Source organism: Leisingera sp. M658, from assembly GCF_025144145.1.
GTDB lineage: Bacteria > Pseudomonadota > Alphaproteobacteria > Rhodobacterales > Rhodobacteraceae > Leisingera.
On record NZ_CP083552.1, the window covers coordinates 43,267 to 62,850 of the forward strand.

Below are 19,584 nucleotides of genomic sequence, written 5' to 3' on the forward strand. Positions count from 1 at the left end.
AACTCACAGCGACACAAGTAAATTTGAGTGGTGTTACAACGGGGCCGGCAGTAGCTGAGGACAGGCGGCCCTTGCCGCTGCGTTATTTTGACAGATGAGTTTTCCGGCGTGATGCGAACCGTTTCCGGCCCCAGGCCCGCCCCCGTGATGAGTCAGAACTGGGATCTGTTCCGGTTCTTTCTGGCGGTTGCACGTGCGGGCAGTATTGCGGGAGCGGCGGGCCGGCTGGCGGAAAGCCCGGCCACGGTCGGGCGCAAGCTGAGGGAGCTGGAGACGGCGCTGTCTGCCACCCTGTTTGATCGCAGCATATCAGGCGTGCGGCTGACCAGCTGCGGCAGCCGGATCCTGGCCCGGGCCGAGCAGATGGAGCATCAGGCACAGCTGATCGGCGAGGCGGTTTGCGGCAGCGACGGCCAGCTGGCCGGCACGGTCACTGTGGCTGCCCCCAGCGGTCTGGGCCAGATCCTGCTGGCGCCGCAGCTGCGCGAGCTGCACAATTTGCATCCCGAGCTGCGGGTAATGCTGCTGCTGTCCACCAGCAAGGTGAACCTGTTGAACCGCGAGGCTGATATCGCCGTGCGCATCGGCGCTCCTAAGCAAGAGCGGCTGGTGGGCCGCAAGCTGGGGGAGGTGGGGTTCGGGATCTATGCCTCGGATCTGTATCTGGATGCGCTTGGCGATTTTGAAACGGCGGCGGATCTGGAGGGGCATAACATCATTGCCGCTTCGGGCGATCTGGCGCAGACGGTGCAAAACCAGGAGTTCGCGGCGGTCTCAGCCGCGTGCAATGTGGCGCTGACCACGGACAGTATCTTTGCCCAGCTGGAGGCGGTGAAAAGCGGGCTGGGGATTGCGCCGTTTCCGGCGTATCTGGGCCAGTCGCATCCGGATCTGGTGGAGCTTCTGCCGGGGCATTTGCAAGCCTCGGCGGACCTGTGGCTGCTGATGCATCCCGATACCTGCGGCATGGCGCGGATCCAGGCGGTGCAGGAGTTTGTCACCCGGATCTGCAAGACCGCCCTGGCGGGCGGCGGCGCTGCTACTTGCCTTTGATCCGGACGGTATAGGTGGTTTTCGCCCCGGCGGGCGGGGCCGGGAAGGGGGCTGCGCGGCGGACCTGGGCCAGGGCGATGCTGTCGAGCTTGGCGGAGCCTGAGCTTTTGACGATGCGGGCTGATTGCAGGGCGCCATTGGCGGCGATGGAGAACCGCACCAGCGCAGCACCGCGGATATTGACCCGCTGCCGCTTGGCCCGCATCACCCGCCGCAGCACCTGGCCGCGGTAATTGTCCGCCGCGGCGTTGCCCTGCTGTTTGGCGGTGCCGGGGGTTTGCGTCGCCTGTCCTGCCGGTTTTGCCGCGCGGCCTGCGGCGGTGCCCTGTGCGGCGTCCTGATCACTGTTGCCGCGCGGGGCGGGCTTGCGGGGTTCCGGCTGGGTTTTTGGTGCCGGCGCCGGTGCAGGCTTGGCCTCGGGCAGGGGTTGCTGCGCTGCGGGCAGGGGAGGCTGCGCGGCTGGTTCCTGCTGCACAGGTTTCGCTTGGCCGGATGGCAGGACCGGCGTGGCCTTTGGCAGGGCCGCGGGTTCTGCCGCGGCGATTGGAGCAACCGGCTGTTGCGGTTCGGGGGCGGGGTGCTGCGCGGCCTCTTGGACCGGCTGTTCTGCCTTAAGAACCTCCTCGGCCTCAACCGGAACATCTGTGCCTTGGGCCAGGTCGGCAAAGGCAAACCCTTGGGCGGCCAGGCCGGTCTGGCCGCCTGCCTGTTCGGCCTGTTCGCGGTCTGTCAGAAAGGCAGCGCCGGCGTGGGCTGCAGCGGCGAGGAACAGCGCTGCGAGACCTGCCAGCCGGGAGTGCGGCACCTTCATTGCAGCGCTCTTTCGGTGACGATCAGCACCCGTTCGGCGCCGGCACTGCGCAGGGCGTTGCCCAGTTTCACCAGGTCCCGCGCGGGCAGGTTGCGATCGGGCACGATGCGCAGGGCGGCCCGGTCTTCGCGGTTCAGCGCGGTGACATAGGCGGCGGCGTCCGGCAACACCTTGCCGCGCAGGGTCAGGCGGCCATCGGCATGGGCTACCAGCGCATCGGGCGGTTCGCGGCCTTCAAGGTCCTGCGCCTCGATTAGGGTCAGATCCTGGTCGAGCGGCACCGCCAGGGTGCCGGCAATCATGAAGAAGATCAGCATCAGGAACACGATGTTGATCAGCGCAATTGTCGGCTCCTTCTGTGCGGCGGCGGGCGGTTTGAGGCGCATCAGCCGAGCACCAGGGTTTGCAGCCCGTCAACGCCGCGCAGGGCGGACAGCAGGTCAACCAGCCGCTGCGAGGAGGCATCTGCGCCAGGGCTGATCAGCACCAGATGGCCGCCGGATTGCGGCTGCATCCGGATCAGGCCGGCAATCCGTTCCAGGTCGGCGGGCTGGCCGTTCAGGGTCAGGCTTTGTTCGCCGAGCGCCACAAACAGCATCTGCTTGCCGGTGCTGGCGGCGCCCTGGCCTGCGGCCATCAGCTCAACCTCGCCGAATTTCGAGAAGGTGGAGGTGAGCATGAAGAACAACAGAAGCAGGAAGATCACGTCGATCAGCGAGGTCATCGACAGGCGTCTGCGTTTTATGCCGTGCAGTTTAACCGCCATGGGCCACCTGCAGGGGCGCCTCTGCCGGAGACAGGGCAGGGGAAGACGGGGCAAAGACGGTGCGCAGGGCACGGTTGGCAAAGACCCGTTCGCGCTGCATCCGGGCGGTCAGCCAGCTGAGCACCAGCGAGACCGGCATCGCCACCGCCAGCCCTGCGGCGGTGGTCAGCAGCGCCACCCAGATACCGCCGGCCAGCAGCGAGGGATCCACCGAGGCGCCAGCGGATTGCAGTTTCTGAAAAGCCTCGATCATGCCGATGACGGTGCCGAACAGCCCCAGCAGCGGTGCCAGCTGGGCCACCATGTCCAGCGTGCCAAGGCCGCGCTCAAGCCGGGAGAAACGTTCCTCGGCCTCGGCGTCGGCGCGGTCGGCCTGCATCTGGTCCGGGGCGCCGTCCAGCGCCAGCCGCATCACCGGCACCAGATAGGATTTGCTTTGGCTGAGGCTGTGCCGGGCCGCGTCAGCCTCGCCCCGGTCCCAGGCAGCCACTGCGGCAGCCAGGGCGCGATGCTGGCCGACCCGTGCCATGCGGTATTGCCAGATTTTGTAAAGCACCAGCGCGCTGGTCAGCACCGAGACCGCCAGCAGCAGCAGCACAACCGGGCCGCCGAGGTCCAGCACCTTGTTCAGGGCGGTGTGTATTGTGTTCATCCTGCCAGCTCCATCACTTTGGAGCTGAGGCGCAGGCCGCGGCTGCAGGCGCCGTCGGGCAGGCCGCCGCCGGTGCAGGTGGCGGCGCCGTTGATCAGGACCCGGCTGATGTCCGCGCAGGCCTGCGGGAACTGGAACTGCCGCACGCGCAGGCGCCCGGCAGGAAGGTCCCGGAAATCGAGAAGTGTCAGCCGCGCGACCTGCCCCCGGGCGTCGAACAGGACGGTTTCATAGACCGCCTGCTCGACGTCTTTGGCATGGGAGTTTTGCACCGCAAAGGACAGTTTGCAGGCACCCTCCGCCGCTTCTGCCGCGCTGAGTTCAATGGCGATACCGGGTTCGGCGGCGTCTTCTGCCGCCGCGCCGGTTGCTGCCAGCGCGGCAGTCAGAAGCAGGGAAATCAGGGCTTTACGTCCATGTGCCATGTCGCACCTCTTGGTCGGTTCCGGGGATCAGAAGGTTTTGGCCAGCGTCAGCTTGAAATTGCGCCCCGCCGCGTCGCGGGAATAGAGGCTGGGCCGGTAGGCGCGGTCAAAGGCGTTCTCGATGCCGAAACGTACCTCGGTGCCTTGCAGCAGGCCGGACTGCGGCTTGTAGGTGGCGCGCAGATTGTGGACGCCGTAGCCCGCCACTGCCGTTCCTGCAGCATCAAAGCCGGATTTCGCCGCCACCAGTTCCCAGCTGAGATCCAGTGTCTCGCCGAAGCGTTTGCCCAGGGTCAGGCGCAGATCGTCCGAGGCCAGGTTGCGCCAGCGCGCGGCGGTGCCGTTCAGGACTTCTTCGCCATCGGGCAGGTTGGCGTTCAGGTCGGCGTAAAAGCCGGAGTCGAGCGCATAGCCGGCCTCAATCTCGAACCCGCGGGTATCAACCTTGTCGAGCGGCACAAAGGCGAAGAAGGGCGGCGTGGGCAGGGAGACAGAGCTGACATAAGAAGTGATGTCGCGCAGCCGGCTTTGGTAGTAGGTCACCTTGACCGCCAGGCTGTCATTGGCGGTCAGCACATCCGCCGCCGCGTATGAGGCGCCGATTTCATAGGTGTGCGAGCGTTCGGAAACACCGATGCGGGCGGCATTGTCCAGATCGTCGATCACCGGCAGGTTTTCGGTATAGGCGGCACTGCCGAACAGGGCAAACCCAGCGTCGAATTCATAGCGCAGCGACAAGCCGCCCATCAGCGCCGAGGCGTCGTGGTTCTGCGAGCCGTCATGTGCCTTGATCTCCTGTGATTCGTAGCGCAGGGCAGGGGTGGCGGTCCAGCGGCCGATAGAGATGTCGTCGACGGCAAACACCGCATAACGCTTGGCGGTGCCGCCCGGTGCGGAGGAGGCATCGAGGCGTTCGCGGCGCGACAGCTCAACCCCGGCGCGCAGGTCGTGGGTGGCGGCGCCGGTGGTGAAATAGCTGCTGTTTTTTACAGTCAGCTTGGTTGTCTCATAGCGGTGATCGGCGTCCTGGGTGGCGCTGCTGAAGGGGGTGCCCGCCGGGCCGCTGCGCGCGCAGTTCGGATCGGCCCGGACCACGCCGCCGTCGTCGCAAAAGGCGCTGCCGGCGATGTAGGACTGGGTGATTTCCTGATCAGAATAGGTCAGGTTCACGTCCAGATTGACCAGATCATTGCCAACCGGGTTCCATTGGTAGCGGATGCCGGCGACGCGGTTATCAATCCGGCGGTCGACCCTGCCGAAGCTGGTGCTGGTGGTGCCGAAACCATCGTAGGGCACGTCTTTTTCGTCGTTCGCGCTGTCGTTCAGCGAGGCAGTGATCGAATGCTCGCCCGCATCGCCAAAGCTGTACTTGCCCTTGATCAGGTAAGAGGGCGTGCGCGACTGGGTGTTGGCCACCTGGCTGCCGTCGCCATTGTCGTATTCGGCGGTGTCGCGCAGGGTGTAGTTCAGCAGCAGCTCAAAGTTATCCAGCGGCTGCCAGGCCAGGATCGAGGAGCTGGCGAACCCTTCGCCGTTGCTGGTGGCCTGCAGGGTCTGACGGAAGCGCAGGCCAATTTCACCGCCGGTGAAATCCGAGGCGTCCTTGGTGTCCAGTTTGACCAGACCGCCGATGATGCCAGAGCCGTATTCAAAGCTGCCGATGGTGCCGCGCAGGACCGAGACCTCTTTGTACAGTTCCGGGTCGGTGAACAGCTGGGTGCCGATGCGGTACAGCTCCTCGGAGCCGGTGGTGGCGCCGTCGACGATCACCTGGACCTTCTGGTCGGTGCCAAAGCTGCTGGTGGCGCCGAAGCCGCGGATGTTGATGCCGGCGCCGCGCGGGGTGTTGCCGTTCACCAGGTTGACGCCGGGCACGGAATCGATCAGCTCGCCGATGGTGCCGGCCTGGCGGTCGTCGATCTCTTCCTGGGTGATCACAGTCAGCGGCACCGCGGTGCCGGTCTGCACCTCGCGCTTGCCCTGGCCCAGGTCAACTGTGCCCAGGAAATCCTCGTCTTCAATGATATCCTGTGCGGCCAGGCTGCCGGCGCTGGCCATCAGGCCCAGCATTGAAACGGTGCTTAGCAGGAGCCACCCGCCATGCCGTTTCTTGTGGTGTTTCCCCATCTCGCGTCCCTTTGCATCTGTCTGTTCTGTTGAACCGGATGCTTGCGACGGGGCTGGCGTGGTCGTGTGTCTGACGTTGCGGATTCACAAATTCCGCTTGAGCCTGTTAATAAAGGTGATAGAAACAGTCAACATAAATTAACGTGCCGTAAAATGCGGCCGCCAGCTGCTGCGCGCTTTATCTGCCGCCGTTGCCAGCCCTTTCCAATCTCCCAGCTGAGAGGGCTGACATGACTGATACCCCGATGACGCCGGCGGCGATCCGTGCCGCACGCGCTGAACATTCCGCCCTGCGCGACCGTGATTTTGCGGATAAATTCGGCATTTCCGAGGGCCAGCTGGTGGCGGCCTATGCAGGCCAAGGCATGACCCGCATCAGTGCCGCGCCGGATGCGATCATGCCGCGGCTGGCTGCCTTGGGCGAGGTGATGGCGCTGACCCGCAACCGGTCCTGCGTGATTGAGAAGGTGGGGGTGTACGGCAATTACCGTTCGGGCCAGCATGCCTCGATGGTGCTGAACGATGCGATCGACCTGCGGCTGTTCCCCAAGCATTTCGTCACCGCCTTTGCGGTGGAGCGGGAGACGGACAAGGGCATCAAGCGGTCCATTCAGATCTTCGATGCAGCCGGGGATGCGGTGCATAAGGTGCATCTGCGCGAGGCTTCGGATCTGGCGGCCTGGGACCGGCTGGTGGAAGACCTGAAGCTGGAAGACCAGAGCCAGGCGCTGGCAGTGGAGCCGCGCAAGCCGGCGGAGGCGCCCAAGGGCAACACGGACAAGGCCGATGCGCTGCGCACGGAATGGGCCAGGATGACCGACACCCACCAGTTTATGCGGCTGACCTCGAAACTGAAGATGAACCGGCTGGGCGCCTACCGCATTGCCGGGGCGCCGCTGGCCCGCGCGCTGGAGCCGGCTGCGGTGAACAGCATGCTTGAAGCGGTGCGCGATCAGGGCGTTGAGGTGATGATTTTCGTGGGCAATACGGGCTGCATCGAAATCCACAGCGGCCCGGTGAAAACCCTGCGCGAAATGGGGCCGTGGCAGAACATCCTCGATCCCGGTTTCGACCTGCATCTGCGGCTGGATCATATTGCCGAAGTCTGGGCCGTCACCAAACCCACCCAGCGCGGCGATGCGGTCTCGGTTGAGGCGTTTGACGCTGACGGCGCTCTGATCCTGCAGGTCTTTGGCCGCCGGGCCGAGGCCAGGGATCACCGGCCCGCGTGGAATGCCATCGTCGAAGGCCTGGCCACTCTGACTGCGGCAGAGGTGGCCTGATGACAGTACTGTCCCGTCTGTATCTGGGTTTGAACCTGCTGGTTGCTGCGGTGTTTGCAGGCCATATGGCGCTGGCGGATCCGGCAAGCCGCATCGTTTCGGTCGGCGGCTCGGTCACGGAAATCGTCTATGCGCTGGATCAGCAGCACCGGCTGATTGCCCGGGACACAACCTCCACCTTTCCGGCGGAGGCCCGGCAGCTGCCCGACATCGGCTATCAGCGGGCGCTGGCGCCTGAGGGGGTGCTGTCGGTGGCGCCGGACATGATCCTGGCGATTGAGGGCGCCGGGCCGCCGGAGACACTGGACGTGCTGAAGGCGGCTGAGGTGGCATATATCAGCGTGCCCGAAGATTTCAGCGCCGAAGGGATTGCCCGCAAGATCCGCACTGTTGGCGCTGCTTTGGACCAGCAGGACGCGGCTGAGGTGCTGGCCGGGCAGGTCAGCGCGGAAATCGCCACCGCCCAGGCTGCGGCGGCAAAGGCGGCAGGCGGCGCGCCCCGGACAGTGCTGTTTGTGCTGTCCACCCAGGGCGGGCGCATCATGGCAGGCGGTGCGGACACGGCGGCGGACAGCATTATCCGGCTGGCGGGCGGTGTGAATGCGGTGACGGGGTTCGCGGGCTACAAGCCGATGACGGATGAGGCCATCGCGCAAGCCGCGCCGGATGTGATCCTGATGATGGACCGCGGCGGCGACCATGGCATCCGCACCGAAGACCTGCTGGCGATCCCGGCCATCCAGCCCACTCCGGCGGCGCAAAACGGCGCCATTGTGCGGATGAACGGGCTGCATCTGATTGGTTTCGGCCCGCGCACGGCCTCGGCGGTCACTAAATTGAACTTGGCGCTGTATGGCGGGGGGGCGCAGGATGTCCTTGGCCATTGATGCACCTGCCGCCGCAGGGCGGGGAGTGGACCGCCGGCTGCAGGCGCGGCGGCTGACCGTGGGGCTGGCCGCGCTGCTGGCGGTGATGGCGGTGTTTTCGCTGGCCTGGGGCGCTTCGGGCACCTCGCTGTGGGGTGCGCTTGGCGATCTGGCGGCGGGCCGGGAGCTGAGCCGTCTGGACCGGCTTATCCTGTTTGATATCCGGCTGCCGCGCCTGGTCATGGGCGCATTGGTGGGGGCGGCGCTGGCGGTATCCGGCGCGCTGCTGCAGGGGCTGTTCCGCAACCCGCTGGCGGACCCGGCCATTGTGGGTGTCAGCGCCGGCGCCGGTCTGGCGGCGGTGGCGGCCATCGTGCTGGGCAGCGCGCTGCCTGCCGCGGTTCAGCAGGCGGCGGGCAGCTATCTGGTGTCCATTGCCGCGTTTTTCGGCAGCTGGACCGCCATTCTGGTGCTCTACCGGATTTCCACCCGCGGCGGGCAGACCTCGGTTGCGACCATGCTGCTGGCGGGCATTGCGATCAGCGCGCTGGCCAATGCGGGCACCGGCATGATCACATTCATGGCCGATGACAGCCAGCTGCGCGATCTGACGTTCTGGAACATGGGGTCCTTGGCCGGCGCCACCTGGGCCAAGGTCATGGCCGCCGCGCCGGTGATTTGCCTGGCGCTGCTGGCGGCGCCGTTTCTGGCCCGCGGGCTGAACGGGCTGGCCCTGGGCGAGGCGGCTGCAGGCCACACCGGCATTGCGGTGCAGCGGGTCAAGAACACGGCGGTTGTGACGGTTGCTGCCGCCACCGGCGCGGCGGTGGCGGTGTCCGGCGGTATTGGTTTTGTCGGCATTGTGGTGCCGCATCTGCTGCGGCTGGCCACCGGGCCGGACCACCACAGCCTGCTGCCGAACGCGGCCCTGCTGGGGGCCTCGCTGCTGCTGGCGGCGGATATGATCGCACGCGTGGCCGTGGCGCCGGCAGAGCTGCCCATCGGCATCATCACGGCGGTGCTGGGCGCGCCGTTCTTTCTGTGGATCCTGCTGCGCCGTTTCGGCAGCACCGGCATTTAGGAGGCCCGTCATGCAGGCATATGATATCCGGGTCACGCTGGGCCGCCGCGCCATCCTGAAGGGGGTGGATTTTGAGGCCCGCCCCGGCGAGGTGACCGCCATTGCCGGCCCCAATGGATCGGGCAAGACCACGCTGCTGCGGGCGATGACCGGCGAGGTGCCGTTTACCGGGCGGGTGCTGCTGAACGGGCGCGATACCGCCGCCATGAAACCCTGGCAGCTGGCCGCCATCCGCGCGGTGCAGCCGCAGTCCGCCGCCATCGCGTTTCCGTTCACGGTGCTGGAGATTGTCCGGCTGGGATTGCGCGCCGGGCTGGCGGCGGCGGACAGCGCGCTGCCGCTGCGCGCGCTGGAACAGGTGGATCTGGCGGGTTTTGCGCACCGGTTCTATCAGGATCTGTCGGGCGGCGAGCAGCAGCGGGTGCAGCTGGCCCGGGTGATGGTGCAGGTCTGGGAGCCGGTGCTGGACGGCGTGCCGCGCTGGCTGATCCTGGACGAGCCGGTGGCCAGTCTGGATATCGGCCATCAGTTCACGGTGATGGATCTGGCGCGCGATTATGCGGTGCGCGGCGGCGGCGTGGTGGCGGTGATGCATGACCTGAACCTCACCGCGATGTTTGCCGACCGGATCACCCTGATCCATGCAGGCCGGGTGGCCGCGGACGGCGCGCCGGGAGACGTGCTGACCAATGACACATTGGCGCAGGTCTATGGCTGCCCGGTGCCGGTGAACAGCGTGCCGCCCGCCGGTGTGCCGTTCCTGCTGCCGCAGGCGCGCGCGGTCTGAAGCAGGGCGCGCCGGGGCCGGGGGGGACGGGGCACAATCCCGGTCTGGCCAGCATCCTGTCTTAGGGCTATTGGAGCGTACATGACTGATACTTTGCCTCCGTGCCCCGAATGCGCCTCTGCCTATACCTATCAGGTGGATGCCCTGCTGATTTGTCCTGAATGCGCGCATGAATGGGCGGCAGGGGCGGCGGACGGCGAGACTGCCGAAGTGCGCGACAGCGTCGGCAATCTGCTGGCCGACGGCGACACGGTCACGGTTATCAAGGACCTGAAGCTGAAGGGGACGTCCTCGGTTATCAAGGTTGGCACCAAGGTCCGGGGCATCCGGCTGGTGGATGGCGACCACGACATTGATTGCAAGGTGCCGGGGGTCGGCCCGATCGGCCTGAAATCGCAGTTTGTCAAGAAAGTGTCCGGCTAGGCTCTGGCCTCATTGAGTTTCAAAGCCAGTAGATAACGAGGGCTGCAAGCGCGATTGCTGACAGGAAGACTTTTGGGCATCTGTCGTATCGTGTTGCAACCCGCCGCCAGTCCTTCAGCCTGCCGAACATAATCTCAATGCGGTTGCGCCGCTTGTACCGGCGCTTGTCGTATCTGATGGCTTTCTTGCGCTGCTTTCGACCGGGGATGCAGGCGCGTATCCCTTTGTCTTTCAACGCTTCTCTAAACCAATCGGCATCATACCCGCGATCTCCGAGAAGCCATTGGACGTCAGGCAGGCCACTTAGCAGCGCCTTTGCACCGGTGTAATCACTGACCTGTCCGGCGGTCACGAACAGGTTCAGTGGACGCCCCTGGCTGTCACAGATTGCGTGCAGCTTAGTGTTCATGCCGCCCTTAGTGCGCCCGATCAGGCGCCCACGCCCCCCTTTTTAACCCCAAGACTGGAGGCCGTACGGTGTGCTTTCAGGTAAGTTGCGTCCATTGCCCGGCAGGGCATCACGAGGTGATGTCCCGAGAGGGGATCATCACGGTCTTTTCCTCACCGTGATCAGCAGCCAGACCGGCCATCATCTGGGCAAAGATGCCTTTGTCGCTCCACCGCTTCCAACGGTTGTACAAAGTCTTGTGCGGGCCGTAATCTTTGGGAGCATCACGCCAGCGCAAGCCATTGCGATTGATGAAGATAATTCCGCTCAGAACACGCCGGTCATCAACACGCGGCTTACCGTGGGACTTCGGAAAATAAGGCTCAAGACGGGCCATCTGCGCGTCCGTCTGCCAGAAAAGATCAGACATATCACCGCTCATTTTTCGAACCGTGAATCACACCACCCACCGGAAATCAATGGGTCCTGACCCTAGGAAGGCAGCCCTGAAACAATGGCTGCCTTCCTAGAGGCTGCGGCGCGGCGGATGGCGCACGCAGATCCAGCGAATTCACAGTCTCCGCTCTTCTTGCTCCACATTCAACATAAGACCGATTACAGGGCCGTCATATGTAGCGGAGTGCGCGCTACTTTGAAGTGCGAATCCTATTGTAAAACATCGCGTTATCTACAAGGAGGATAATCGCATGGGAGCCGTTTACACGCAGCTTTCCTTTCAGGAACGCCGCAGGATCGAAGACTGGCGGCTGGCAAAGGTCCCGGCGGCCGGGATGGCGCGCATGTTGAAGCGCTTCAAATCCACGACCTTCCGCCGTGTGGCAATCGGACTTCAGCCCTTCATCGGAAAATTCCTTTGCGCACTACCCTCTTGTGCCGCTGAGTCCGGCATCTGCCCGGTCCAATCTTGGCGAACGGCTGGATGCAGTTCCCCAAGGGCGGCGAATGGTCAAAGGTGAAAGGATTTTCGCATTGCCAGGAACTGTACCTGCGTTGTTACGGCACCAACAGCGGCTTGCAGGCAGGTCTATCCTGCAACCACATGCCGGTGCCCTGGGCCGTCACGGAAATAGTCACGGCAGAGCCGGGCAAACTGGCTGACGAGGCGGCGCTGGTTTGATTTGCCGTAGCCAACTGATAAAGACAGCCGCGGCAGCGGGTCTGTGATCGGAACCGCCGCAAGCCTGTGGCCGGCATAGCTGATATCCGTCCCCGGCAGCATGTTCAGCACCGCGCAGCCATGGCCGGCCCCAACCAGACTGCGGACCATCTCGGTTGAGTTTGCATAGGCCAGCGCCGCAGGGCTGTGCCCGGCTTCGTCGAACAGCATCCGGTAATAATCCGCGGCAACCGGCCGGTTGAGCACGATCAGCGGCTCGCCAGCAAGATGTCTGAGCCGCACCGACGCCTGCCGGGCAATGGGATGATCCGCCGGGACCAGGCAATAGGCCGGGGCCTCGATCAGCACGTCGAACTCCACCTGCGGGCGGGCCACGTCCGAGACAAACAGGATCGCATCAAAATCCCCCGCCAGCAGACCAGCCTGGGCGCGGTCGTTGTCGCATTCCTCAAGGTGATAGGTTGTCTGGCCGTCCTGCCCCGCCAGCCCGGAGAGGATTTCCGGCAGAAAGGCCGGGGCGACGGGCGCATAATAGCCGATGCGCAAGTCCCCCTTAAGGCTCTGCTTCAGTTCTGTGCCTTCGAACAGCAGCGCATCGTATTCTTCCAGCAGGTGTTTGAATTTCTGCGTGAATACCTTGCCGCTGGCGGTCGGCTCAATACCGCGGGCGCGGTGGCGGTTGACCAGTTTGAGCTGGAACCGGGCCTCGATCTGGTCAATTGCGGCGGCAACAGCAGAGGCGGCGACATTCAGATCGGCCGCCGCGCGGGAAATATTGCCATGCGCAATTGCTGTCACGAAATATCGCATGGATCTGAGCGAGACAGGCATCTTACCTCGGATTTTCAGAGGATAATCATCAGTTCATTCTGTTTTTCACAGGAATTGAGACCTGTCAAACTGCCCTGCAAACCGCGCAGGAGATACAAATGTCCGAAAACCGACTGAAAGGCTGGCACCATCTGCCAGAAGTGCCGATCAGGATTTCACCGTTCTTTTCATGGCCGCCCAATCCGGCTGAGATGGCCCGATGGGTCTGGAATTCATGGTTTCTGATATCGGAGAAATTGATCATCGTTGCCATCGCGTTCATCAGTTTCATCTGGTTCCAGCCGCCGCTAGCAGAAACCAGGACCTTTGCCGCGGACTGGATCGGGGCGATGTTTGTGCGCAATTTTCTGCTGGCGCTGGCGGTCGGGGGCAGCCTGCATCTGTGGTTCTACACGTTTTCCAAGCAGGGTAAGGCGCTGAAATACGATCCAAGGCCGCTGATGGTGAACGGCCGGCAATTCACCCTGGGCGGCCAGGTGCGCGACAATATGTTCTGGACCCTGGGCAGCGGGGTGGTGATCTGGACCGCCTATGAGGTGCTGCTGTTCTGGGCGCTGTCCAATGGCTATATGCCAATGATCACCTGGGCGGCCAGCCCGGTCTGGTTTGTAGCCCTGTTCTTTCTGATCCCGGTTTGGGAAAGCCTGTATTTCTACTGCATCCACCGGGCTATCCACATCCCGTTTCTCTATAAGCACGTGCACTATCTGCACCACCGCAACATCAATGTCGGGCCCTGGTCGGGGATGTCGCAGCACCCGGTGGAGCAGATGGTCTTTCTGGGATCCGTCTTTGTACACCTGATCATCGGCGCGCATCCGGTGCATATCCTGTATCATCTGCAGTATTACTTCCTGACCGCAATGACCACGCACACCGGCTATCAGGGGCTTCTGCTTAAGGATAAGAACCGCCTGAACCTGGGCACCTTCCACCACCAGATGCATCACCGGTATTTCGAGTGCAATTACGGCAGCCTTGAAATCCCCTGGGACAAGTGGATGGGCACGTTTCACGACGGGACCGCCGAGGCCAACGCGCGCATGCAGGACCGCCGCAAACGGATCATGGGTAAATGAGCGCCGCCGCTGCCCGGGGGTTGGCGGGCAGCGGCAGGTCTTAGACGCGTTTCTCCAGGGAGACAAACAACAAGCCGTCCCCGCGCAACGCATGCGGGGGCTGGCAATACCGGTGCGCCAAAACCCTGGGCGGCGACTTTCAACAGCGGACCGTTGTCCATACGCCGCTCGGTTTCGGGGCGGAAGCTGGTTGCACCGTCCTCAAGATCATAAAAACCGCCGGCCAGCAGGCTGGTGCCGTGGCTGCCCGCGATCTGAAATACCGCGTTTCCGATGCCGCTAACGGCGGCCGCAAACGTCTCAAAGCCCTGGCTGCCGCGGCGGACCGCCGCCAGCTTCCACAGGGCGGCAACGCTTGGAAAGGCTTTCGCCTGACAGGTTCGGGGCCTCGACCCGCACTGCCGGCGACATCAGTTGGAACACCCGCCCGCTTGCCGCTGTCGGCTTCCGCCTTCTTCACCCACTCATTCAGCGTATGCGCCGAACAGCCGATCTTTGCGGAGACCGGCTTGATCGCCTACGGCGGCTGCCATGATCCTGATAAAGCGGCGGGTTACCGCTGATAACAGCCGTGATTGCGCCGGCAGAGACAGGCGCGCGCTGCGTCAGGTTCGATTGTGCAGTTGCGGCATCAGGTCGCGTTGCCGCTGTATACGATGGGATGCCGCTGTTGTTTTCGACCGGAGGCCTGCCTGGAAGACGATGAATCCGGCGGGCTAAGCGGCGAAAAATCGCTCACCTTAACGTTGTGTAAACTTCACACAGCTGCCGCTTGACGGATATTAACCATCCTGTAGGTTGCGCAAAACACGTAATGAGCGTGTTGAACTTTACGCCAACATTTTTCTTGAATCTCTGCCGAAGGCTCCGTCGCGTCATGAACATTATCCTATTTGCACCGCCAAAAATCCTTTTTCAGCATAGTGTTACAGAGTGGATTGATGCGATCGGCCCGAATAATGTTGTCCTTACTTGCGCCAGCGCCAAAGAGGCGCTGATGCGCAGCTTCCCTGAAGGGCTGGATATCCGCTTCTTTCAAAATTTCAATGACAGCCCGGCAGTTGAACTGGCGGCGATTGATATCGCGCGATCGCTGAAGGAGCCCCTGTGTGTGGCTCTGGCCGAGATCGACGTGCTGCGGGCGGCGCGGGTGAATGACTATCTTGGACTGTCCGGGAATGCTGCAGTGCAGCTGGAAATGTTTCGCGACAAATACGCGATGAAGGCACGGGCGCAAGAGGCGGGACTGCCGGTGAGCGAGATGGCGGTGGTCCGCAGCGCGATGGACATCCGCCGCTTTATCGACAGGCTGGGATTTCCTGTGGTCCTCAAGCCGCGGGACGGGCGCGGCTCCAACGGTGTCTGTGTGATCCGGGGCGACGCGGATCTGGCGGCCTGGTTGGCGGCGCAGGACAGTTCCACCTTTTACAACACCATGATCGAACGCTTTGTTGCCGGAGATCATTACATCGTCAACGGGCTCTACGTGGCGGGGCGGCCAATCTTGATCTCGCCCGTTCGGGTGCTGACCTCTGCGCTGGATTTCCTGGGCGGGCAGTCACATGATCTGCATATGCTGGAGCCGGCAACGCCCTTGCGCGACCGGTTGGTGGCCTACTCCCGCCGCCTGGTCGAAGAGGTGATGCCGTCGCCGCCAACCCTGCTGTTCCATCTTGAGGTGTTTGTCCGCCCGGATGGGACCATCATTCTGGGCGAAATCGCCTCGCGGCTGGGGGGTGTGTTCTTCAATCAGGAAATGACCGAGGCCTGGGGGGTCGATCCGCGCATGACCTACCTGCGGGCGATGCAGGATCCGGCGTTTAACAGGATGCCGATGCCGCAGATGATGACGGAGCCGCAACGGCTGGTTGGTCAGCTTTGTGTGCCGCCACGCGAGGGCGTTCTGCAAAGTGTGCCGGAGAGTTGCCCGTTTGATTTTGTGCGGGCCTATCGGATGAGCGGCGTGGCCGGGCGGCACTATGGTCAGATGGCCTTTACCAATGCGGAAATCCTGAACGCGATTGTCGAAGGAGAGAGTGAGGCCGAGTTGCGCGCCCGACTGCGGCAGCTGGAGGACTGGTTTCACAGCGCCTGCCAGTGGGAGACCAGCGCCGCCGCCTGATCCGTTGCAACCGTCCAACTCCCTGAGGCTCAAATAAGGATGTACCACATGAAGATCGCCGTTCTTGGCGCGGGCTATGCCGGTGTCTCGGTCCTGGAAAATCTGGTTTCCACTCTGCCCGATCTGTCGGCGCTTTCGGTGGATGTCTTTGACAAGAGCCGCAGTTTTGGACCCGGTGTTGCCTATCAGGAGGATTCGGAGACCAATCTTCTCAACCGGCCTCTGAAGCTGATGTATCTGTCGCGCCGCAATGATTTCCGCGACTGGCTGGTTCAGTTCGGCGCAAGGGACGCGGCGGCGGATGAGGACGGTTTTTTGCAGCGCGCGCTGTTCGGGCGGTTCCTGCAAAGCCGGTTTGATGATCTGTGCGGCACGGTGCGCGCTGCGGGCGGGCGGATCCGTATCATCGGGGCCGAGGTGGAAGCGATTGCCGCCAGCCGCCGCCCCGACGCGCTTTATCAGCTGTCCTGGGCAGGCAGCGGGTCCGACTATGACATGGTCTATCTGTGCCTGGGCACCAATCTGGAAGCGGACCCCTACGGGTTGAGCGGCACGCCGGGTTACTTCCGTTCGCCCTATCCTGCGGCGCGTCTTCAGGCGTTGCAGCATCTGCGGGTGGGCATACTGGGCTGTCGTTTGACCGCCTATGATGTGGCGCTTGGCGTGAATGGGCGTCAGATGCTGATGACCTCGCGCCGGGCAGGGCTGCCCAAGGCGGTCACCGCCTATCGCCCGGTTGCGCTGCGCCATCTGACGGCGGAGGGGCTGGCGGCATTGCGTGACGGCTGTGACGGCGGACGGATCTCGCTCTCTGCGGTGATGGACCTGTTTGAAGCCGAGATGCAGCATCAGGGTGTCGATGTCAGTTTTGCCGATCTGCTGCGCGGTGCCGACAGCGCCGACAATGATCTGGTGTCGAGCATCCTGGCCGAGACCAATATGCTGATCCCGCAGCTTTGGGCCAGTCTGAGCGATCGTGCCAAGGCGGCGTTCCTGCGCCATTTCCATCGGCTGTGGTCGAATATGCGGGTGCCGATCTCGCGCACCAATGCGGACCGGATTGCGGGCTTGCAGGCCAGCGGCGCGCTGAACCATCGCAGCGGCCTGCGCGATGTCACCTTCCGCAAGGGCTGTTATCGTATGGTGTTCGCCGATGGCACTGTTGAGGTCGATGCGGTGATCAATGCGACGGGCCTGCAACGGGGGCTGGATGAGGCCAATCCGCTGATCCGCAGCCTGCTGGACCAGGGCTTCGCGGAGCGGGATGCAACCGGCGGCATCAAGGTCCAGCTGGAGGACTGTCGGGTCACCAGCCGCGACGGGCGCCCGTCGCGGGGATTGTTTGCTCTGGGTCAGTTGACCTGCGGAACCTTCTACATGGTCAACAATATTGACGTGATCCACCATCAGGCCCGGATTGCCACCCGCTCTGCGCTGGCCCCGGTTGAAACCCTGCGGAGCGTGGGCTGATGCTGCGGAATTTTGCGATCACCCTGCTTCTGGCCTGTGCCGGATCGGCCCTCGGCTACCTGAGCGGCCTGCCTTTGGGGCAGCTCCTTGGGGCGGCGGTGTTGGTTCTGGTTGCCTGCCGAATGGGGTTGGTATTGGCCACCCCGCCTGCGGCCATCGTGGTGATCCAGCTTATTCTAGGGGCCAGCGTCGGGGCGCTGCTCAATGCCGAGATGCTTAAGGAGATGACAGATCTGACCATTCTTGCGGGACTGCTGATCTGCATGTCGGCGCAGCTGGCGGCTGGATTCACATGGCTTTACCGGGTGGAAAAATGGACCCGCGCCGAGAGCCTCTTGGGGGCGGTGCCCGGCGCCATGGCAGCGGTGATGACCCTGACCGGAGAAGAGGGCAAGACATCGGCCAAGATGGTCTTTGCCCATATGGTGCGGATGATCGCGCTGCTGATTGCGGTGTTCCTGATTGCCGGCCCGCAAGAAGCTCCGCAGGAGATTGCCGCGCTGCCCGATGGGCCTGATGGCACCGCCGTATGGGCCGGATATGCCTCTTTTTTACTGCTGGCGGCAGGGGCCTATGTTGTGGGGCGTGTGCTGGAGCGCTTTGCCATGCCGGCACCCTATATGGTCACCGGGCTGATCCTGGCGGCGGGGGCCAACCTTTGGCTTGGCAGTGATCCGGTTGTGGTGCCGGAACCGCTGGTGCTGTTTGCCATGGCGCTGCTTGGCGGGCTGATCGGGATCCGGCTGAAGGACATCACCCGTCACGATATTGCCAGCTACCTGCGGGCCGGGCTGATTGTCACCTCGATCACCTTTGGCATTACTGTGGCCATGGCGTTTGGCTTCAGCCTGCTCACCGGCCAGCCGTTTCTGGTGCTGTTCATGTCCTGGGTGCCCGGCGGGGTAGAGGTCATGGTGGCGACCGCGCTGGCGCTGGGGTTGGAGCCTGCTTTTGTGATGCTGAACCATGTGCTGCGGATGTCGGTACTGCATATGGCGCCGATGTTTATGAGCCGCGACTTCTTCCGGCCCGAACCACAGGATACCGAAACGACCACACTTAAGGGGGGGCGTCATGTCTGAGCCTAAGCGCAATATCCTGATGATCGGCGGGCGCGACCACACCTTTGTCCGCATTGGCGGCATGGGGTTGCGGTACAGCGCGCTTCAGACCCGCGCCCATCTGACCGATCACCTGCTGGATCATGCCGAAACCGTTGTGGTGACGGACTATGAGGATATCGAAAGCAGCGTGGCGCTGGCCCGGGCGTTGCATCGCAAAACGCCGTTTGATGCGGTGTTCTCGTTTGCTGAATACGGCTTCCTCACTGCCGCGCATATCGCCGAGGCGCTGGATCTGCCCAGCAATTGCCAAGTATCGACAGTGCAGCTGACCCGTAACAAGCGGCGGATGCGGGAGACGCTGCGCGGATGCGGGATTGCCGATGTGCCCTTTGCCCGGGTGCGCTCTGCGGATGAAATTGCCGATTTTGCGGCGCGTCACGGCGACTGCATTATCAAACCGGCAGAGGGCGGCGGAAGCGAGGGTGTCTATTTCATTGATGCCACGACGGATATCAGCACCGCGCTGTCACGGGCCCTGCAGGCGGGCCGCGAGGAGCTGATCGCGGAGGCTTTCATTCCCGGCCCGGAGTACAGCGTCGAAACCATGTCCGTAGAAGGGGCGCACCGGGTGCTGGCCATCACCGAAAAAACCACCAGCGGGGCGCCATATTTCATTGAAAGCGGCCATGTTCAGCCGGCCCCATTGCGCGCTGATGACGCGGCTCGCATTGGGGAACGGGTCCGCCTGCTGCTGGATGCGGTCGGCTACCGGACCGGACCGGCCCATACCGAGGTAAAGCTGCACAACGGGGCGGTCTATGTCATCGAGACCCAGACCCGCAATGGCGGCGATCAAATCTGGGAAATGACCTTGGAGACCACCGGTGCGGATGTTTTCAAGGAGACTTTTGCCGCGATCTTGGGGCTGGAGTATAGCGCGCCGCCCCCCGCCGCGCGGGCGATGGCGATCCGCTATATCCTGGCGCAGGACCAGATGCTGGGCGCAATCACCGGCCTGGAAGGCGCCGCCAGTGCCGAGGGCGTGACGCGGGTGCATTCCTCGGCCAAGCCCGGCACTCGCTATGATGCCGTATTGTCGGCTGCGTCGCGGGTGGCCTATGTGCTGGCGCGCGGCGACAACCGGGAACAGGCGCTGGCCCATGCTAAGGCAGCCGTTGCCCAGATTGAGCTGAGGTGATCCGGCAGGGTCACGCGGCG

Annotated in this window: 20 protein-coding genes and 1 pseudogene; 13 read left to right on the forward strand and 8 right to left on the reverse strand. The window is 63.5% G+C overall.

The window, feature by feature from the left end; all coding sequences use genetic code 11:
• Positions 1-147: 147 nt before the first annotated feature.
• Positions 148-1,053 (forward strand): LysR family transcriptional regulator, encoded by a 906-nt coding sequence (locus tag K3724_RS23550; RefSeq protein WP_259993331.1) that lies wholly within the window; start codon positions 148-150, stop codon positions 1,051-1,053.
• On the opposite strand, the gene K3724_RS23555 is transcribed toward K3724_RS23550, so the two are convergent.
• Genes K3724_RS23555 through K3724_RS23580 form a run of 6 tightly spaced genes read right to left on the reverse strand, consistent with a single transcriptional unit; the run spans position 1,040 to position 5,777 of the window.
• Positions 1,040-1,864, reverse strand: a complete 825-nt coding sequence (locus K3724_RS23555) for an energy transducer TonB (RefSeq protein ID WP_259993332.1) — start codon at positions 1,862-1,864, stop codon at positions 1,040-1,042. The two genes, K3724_RS23550 and K3724_RS23555, sit on opposite strands and share 14 nt — an antisense overlap.
• Positions 1,861-2,250, reverse strand: a complete 390-nt coding sequence (locus tag K3724_RS23560) for a biopolymer transporter ExbD (RefSeq protein WP_259993333.1) — start codon at positions 2,248-2,250, stop codon at positions 1,861-1,863. The genes K3724_RS23555 and K3724_RS23560 overlap by 4 nt, the downstream gene beginning before the upstream one ends.
• The gene (locus K3724_RS23565; RefSeq protein ID WP_259993335.1) at positions 2,250-2,630 is read right to left on the reverse strand and encodes a biopolymer transporter ExbD; all 381 of its coding nucleotides are present in this window, start codon (positions 2,628-2,630) and stop codon (positions 2,250-2,252) included. Before K3724_RS23565 ends, K3724_RS23560 begins: the two co-directional genes overlap by 1 nt.
• On the reverse strand, positions 2,620-3,282 hold the full coding sequence (locus K3724_RS23570; RefSeq protein WP_259993336.1) for a MotA/TolQ/ExbB proton channel family protein: 663 nt from the start codon (positions 3,280-3,282) through the stop codon (positions 2,620-2,622). Before K3724_RS23570 ends, K3724_RS23565 begins: the two co-directional genes overlap by 11 nt.
• Positions 3,279-3,707, reverse strand: a complete 429-nt coding sequence (locus K3724_RS23575; protein WP_259993337.1) for a hypothetical protein — start codon at positions 3,705-3,707, stop codon at positions 3,279-3,281. Before K3724_RS23575 ends, K3724_RS23570 begins: the two co-directional genes overlap by 4 nt.
• 27 nt (positions 3,708-3,734) lie before the next feature.
• Entirely contained in the window at positions 3,735-5,777 is a 2,043-nt protein-coding gene (locus K3724_RS23580; RefSeq protein ID WP_259993338.1) for a TonB-dependent receptor domain-containing protein, read from the reverse strand.
• Positions 5,778-6,064: 287 nt separating this feature from the next.
• Here K3724_RS23580 and K3724_RS23585 point away from each other — a divergent pair, with 287 nt between their 5' ends.
• The 5 genes from K3724_RS23585 to K3724_RS23605 all read left to right on the forward strand — a co-directional run bounded on the left by K3724_RS23585 (position 6,065) and on the right by K3724_RS23605 (position 10,274).
• Positions 6,065-7,117, forward strand: coding sequence for a hemin-degrading factor (locus K3724_RS23585; RefSeq protein WP_259993248.1), 1,053 nt, complete (start codon positions 6,065-6,067; stop codon positions 7,115-7,117).
• Positions 7,117-8,004: a hemin ABC transporter substrate-binding protein gene (locus K3724_RS23590; protein ID WP_259993249.1), complete on the forward strand. Its 888-nt coding sequence runs from the start codon at positions 7,117-7,119 to the stop codon at positions 8,002-8,004. The genes K3724_RS23585 and K3724_RS23590 overlap by 1 nt, the downstream gene beginning before the upstream one ends.
• Positions 7,988-9,064, forward strand: a complete 1,077-nt coding sequence (locus K3724_RS23595) for an iron ABC transporter permease (protein ID WP_259993250.1) — start codon at positions 7,988-7,990, stop codon at positions 9,062-9,064. The genes K3724_RS23590 and K3724_RS23595 overlap by 17 nt, the downstream gene beginning before the upstream one ends.
• Before the next feature lie 10 nt (positions 9,065-9,074).
• The gene (locus tag K3724_RS23600; protein ID WP_259993251.1) at positions 9,075-9,851 is read left to right on the forward strand and encodes a heme ABC transporter ATP-binding protein; all 777 of its coding nucleotides are present in this window, start codon (positions 9,075-9,077) and stop codon (positions 9,849-9,851) included.
• Positions 9,852-9,932: 81 nt separating this feature from the next.
• The gene (locus K3724_RS23605; RefSeq protein ID WP_259993252.1) at positions 9,933-10,274 is read left to right on the forward strand and encodes a zinc ribbon domain-containing protein YjdM; all 342 of its coding nucleotides are present in this window, start codon (positions 9,933-9,935) and stop codon (positions 10,272-10,274) included.
• 19 nt (positions 10,275-10,293) lie between these two features.
• On the opposite strand, the pseudogene K3724_RS23610 reads toward K3724_RS23605, so the two are convergent.
• A pseudogene (locus K3724_RS23610) lies at positions 10,294-11,092 on the reverse strand (IS5 family transposase).
• Positions 11,093-11,369: 277 nt separating this feature from the next.
• Between K3724_RS23610 and K3724_RS24065 the strand changes: the two are divergent.
• Positions 11,370-11,639: a helix-turn-helix domain-containing protein gene (locus K3724_RS24065; protein WP_409201434.1), complete on the forward strand. Its 270-nt coding sequence runs from the start codon at positions 11,370-11,372 to the stop codon at positions 11,637-11,639.
• Between the two features lie 68 nt (positions 11,640-11,707).
• Here the strand turns inward: K3724_RS24065 and K3724_RS23615 are convergent, their stop codons facing one another.
• The gene (locus K3724_RS23615) at positions 11,708-12,610 is read right to left on the reverse strand and encodes a LysR family transcriptional regulator (protein WP_259993253.1); all 903 of its coding nucleotides are present in this window, start codon (positions 12,608-12,610) and stop codon (positions 11,708-11,710) included.
• 119 nt (positions 12,611-12,729) lie between these two features.
• Here K3724_RS23615 and K3724_RS23620 point away from each other — a divergent pair, with 119 nt between their 5' ends.
• From K3724_RS23620 to K3724_RS23645, 6 genes are all read left to right on the forward strand, one after another.
• Positions 12,730-13,710, forward strand: coding sequence for a sterol desaturase family protein (locus K3724_RS23620; RefSeq protein ID WP_259993254.1), 981 nt, complete (start codon positions 12,730-12,732; stop codon positions 13,708-13,710).
• Positions 13,711-13,949: 239 nt separating this feature from the next.
• Complete coding sequence (locus K3724_RS23625) at positions 13,950-14,273, forward strand: hypothetical protein (protein WP_259993256.1); 324 nt, start codon at positions 13,950-13,952, stop codon at positions 14,271-14,273.
• 314 nt (positions 14,274-14,587) lie between these two features.
• The gene (locus K3724_RS23630; RefSeq protein WP_259993258.1) at positions 14,588-15,832 is read left to right on the forward strand and encodes an acetyl-CoA carboxylase biotin carboxylase subunit family protein; all 1,245 of its coding nucleotides are present in this window, start codon (positions 14,588-14,590) and stop codon (positions 15,830-15,832) included.
• A gap of 48 nt (positions 15,833-15,880) precedes the next feature.
• Positions 15,881-17,302 (forward strand): FAD/NAD(P)-binding protein, encoded by a 1,422-nt coding sequence (locus tag K3724_RS23635; RefSeq protein ID WP_259993259.1) that lies wholly within the window; start codon positions 15,881-15,883, stop codon positions 17,300-17,302.
• A complete protein-coding gene (locus tag K3724_RS23640; protein ID WP_259993261.1) occupies positions 17,302-18,384 on the forward strand; it encodes an AbrB family transcriptional regulator in 1,083 nt (360 codons plus the stop codon). Before K3724_RS23635 ends, K3724_RS23640 begins: the two co-directional genes overlap by 1 nt.
• Entirely contained in the window at positions 18,377-19,564 is a 1,188-nt protein-coding gene (locus K3724_RS23645) for an ATP-grasp domain-containing protein (protein ID WP_259993262.1), read from the forward strand. Before K3724_RS23640 ends, K3724_RS23645 begins: the two co-directional genes overlap by 8 nt.
• Positions 19,565-19,584 lie beyond the last annotated feature (20 nt).

Coding starts and splice junctions, on each gene's coding strand:
- K3724_RS23550 (WP_259993331.1), top strand. CDS start 148: ATGAGTCAGAACTGGGATCTGTTCCGGTTCTTTCTGGCGGTTGCACGT.
- K3724_RS23555 (WP_259993332.1), bottom strand. CDS start 1,864: ATGAAGGTGCCGCACTCCCGGCTGGCAGGTCTCGCAGCGCTGTTCCTC.
- K3724_RS23560 (WP_259993333.1), bottom strand. CDS start 2,250: ATGCGCCTCAAACCGCCCGCCGCCGCACAGAAGGAGCCGACAATTGCG.
- K3724_RS23565 (WP_259993335.1), bottom strand. CDS start 2,630: ATGGCGGTTAAACTGCACGGCATAAAACGCAGACGCCTGTCGATGACC.
- K3724_RS23570 (WP_259993336.1), bottom strand. CDS start 3,282: ATGAACACAATACACACCGCCCTGAACAAGGTGCTGGACCTCGGCGGC.
- K3724_RS23575 (WP_259993337.1), bottom strand. CDS start 3,707: ATGGCACATGGACGTAAAGCCCTGATTTCCCTGCTTCTGACTGCCGCG.
- K3724_RS23580 (WP_259993338.1), bottom strand. CDS start 5,777: ATGCTGGGCCTGATGGCCAGCGCCGGCAGCCTGGCCGCACAGGATATC.
- K3724_RS23585 (WP_259993248.1), top strand. CDS start 6,065: ATGACTGATACCCCGATGACGCCGGCGGCGATCCGTGCCGCACGCGCT.
- K3724_RS23590 (WP_259993249.1), top strand. CDS start 7,117: ATGACAGTACTGTCCCGTCTGTATCTGGGTTTGAACCTGCTGGTTGCT.
- K3724_RS23595 (WP_259993250.1), top strand. CDS start 7,988: ATGTCCTTGGCCATTGATGCACCTGCCGCCGCAGGGCGGGGAGTGGAC.
- K3724_RS23600 (WP_259993251.1), top strand. CDS start 9,075: ATGCAGGCATATGATATCCGGGTCACGCTGGGCCGCCGCGCCATCCTG.
- K3724_RS23605 (WP_259993252.1), top strand. CDS start 9,933: ATGACTGATACTTTGCCTCCGTGCCCCGAATGCGCCTCTGCCTATACC.
- K3724_RS24065 (WP_409201434.1), top strand. CDS start 11,370: ATGGGAGCCGTTTACACGCAGCTTTCCTTTCAGGAACGCCGCAGGATC.
- K3724_RS23615 (WP_259993253.1), bottom strand. CDS start 12,610: ATGCGATATTTCGTGACAGCAATTGCGCATGGCAATATTTCCCGCGCG.
- K3724_RS23620 (WP_259993254.1), top strand. CDS start 12,730: ATGTCCGAAAACCGACTGAAAGGCTGGCACCATCTGCCAGAAGTGCCG.
- K3724_RS23630 (WP_259993258.1), top strand. CDS start 14,588: ATGAACATTATCCTATTTGCACCGCCAAAAATCCTTTTTCAGCATAGT.
- K3724_RS23635 (WP_259993259.1), top strand. CDS start 15,881: ATGAAGATCGCCGTTCTTGGCGCGGGCTATGCCGGTGTCTCGGTCCTG.
- K3724_RS23640 (WP_259993261.1), top strand. CDS start 17,302: ATGCTGCGGAATTTTGCGATCACCCTGCTTCTGGCCTGTGCCGGATCG.
- K3724_RS23645 (WP_259993262.1), top strand. CDS start 18,377: ATGTCTGAGCCTAAGCGCAATATCCTGATGATCGGCGGGCGCGACCAC.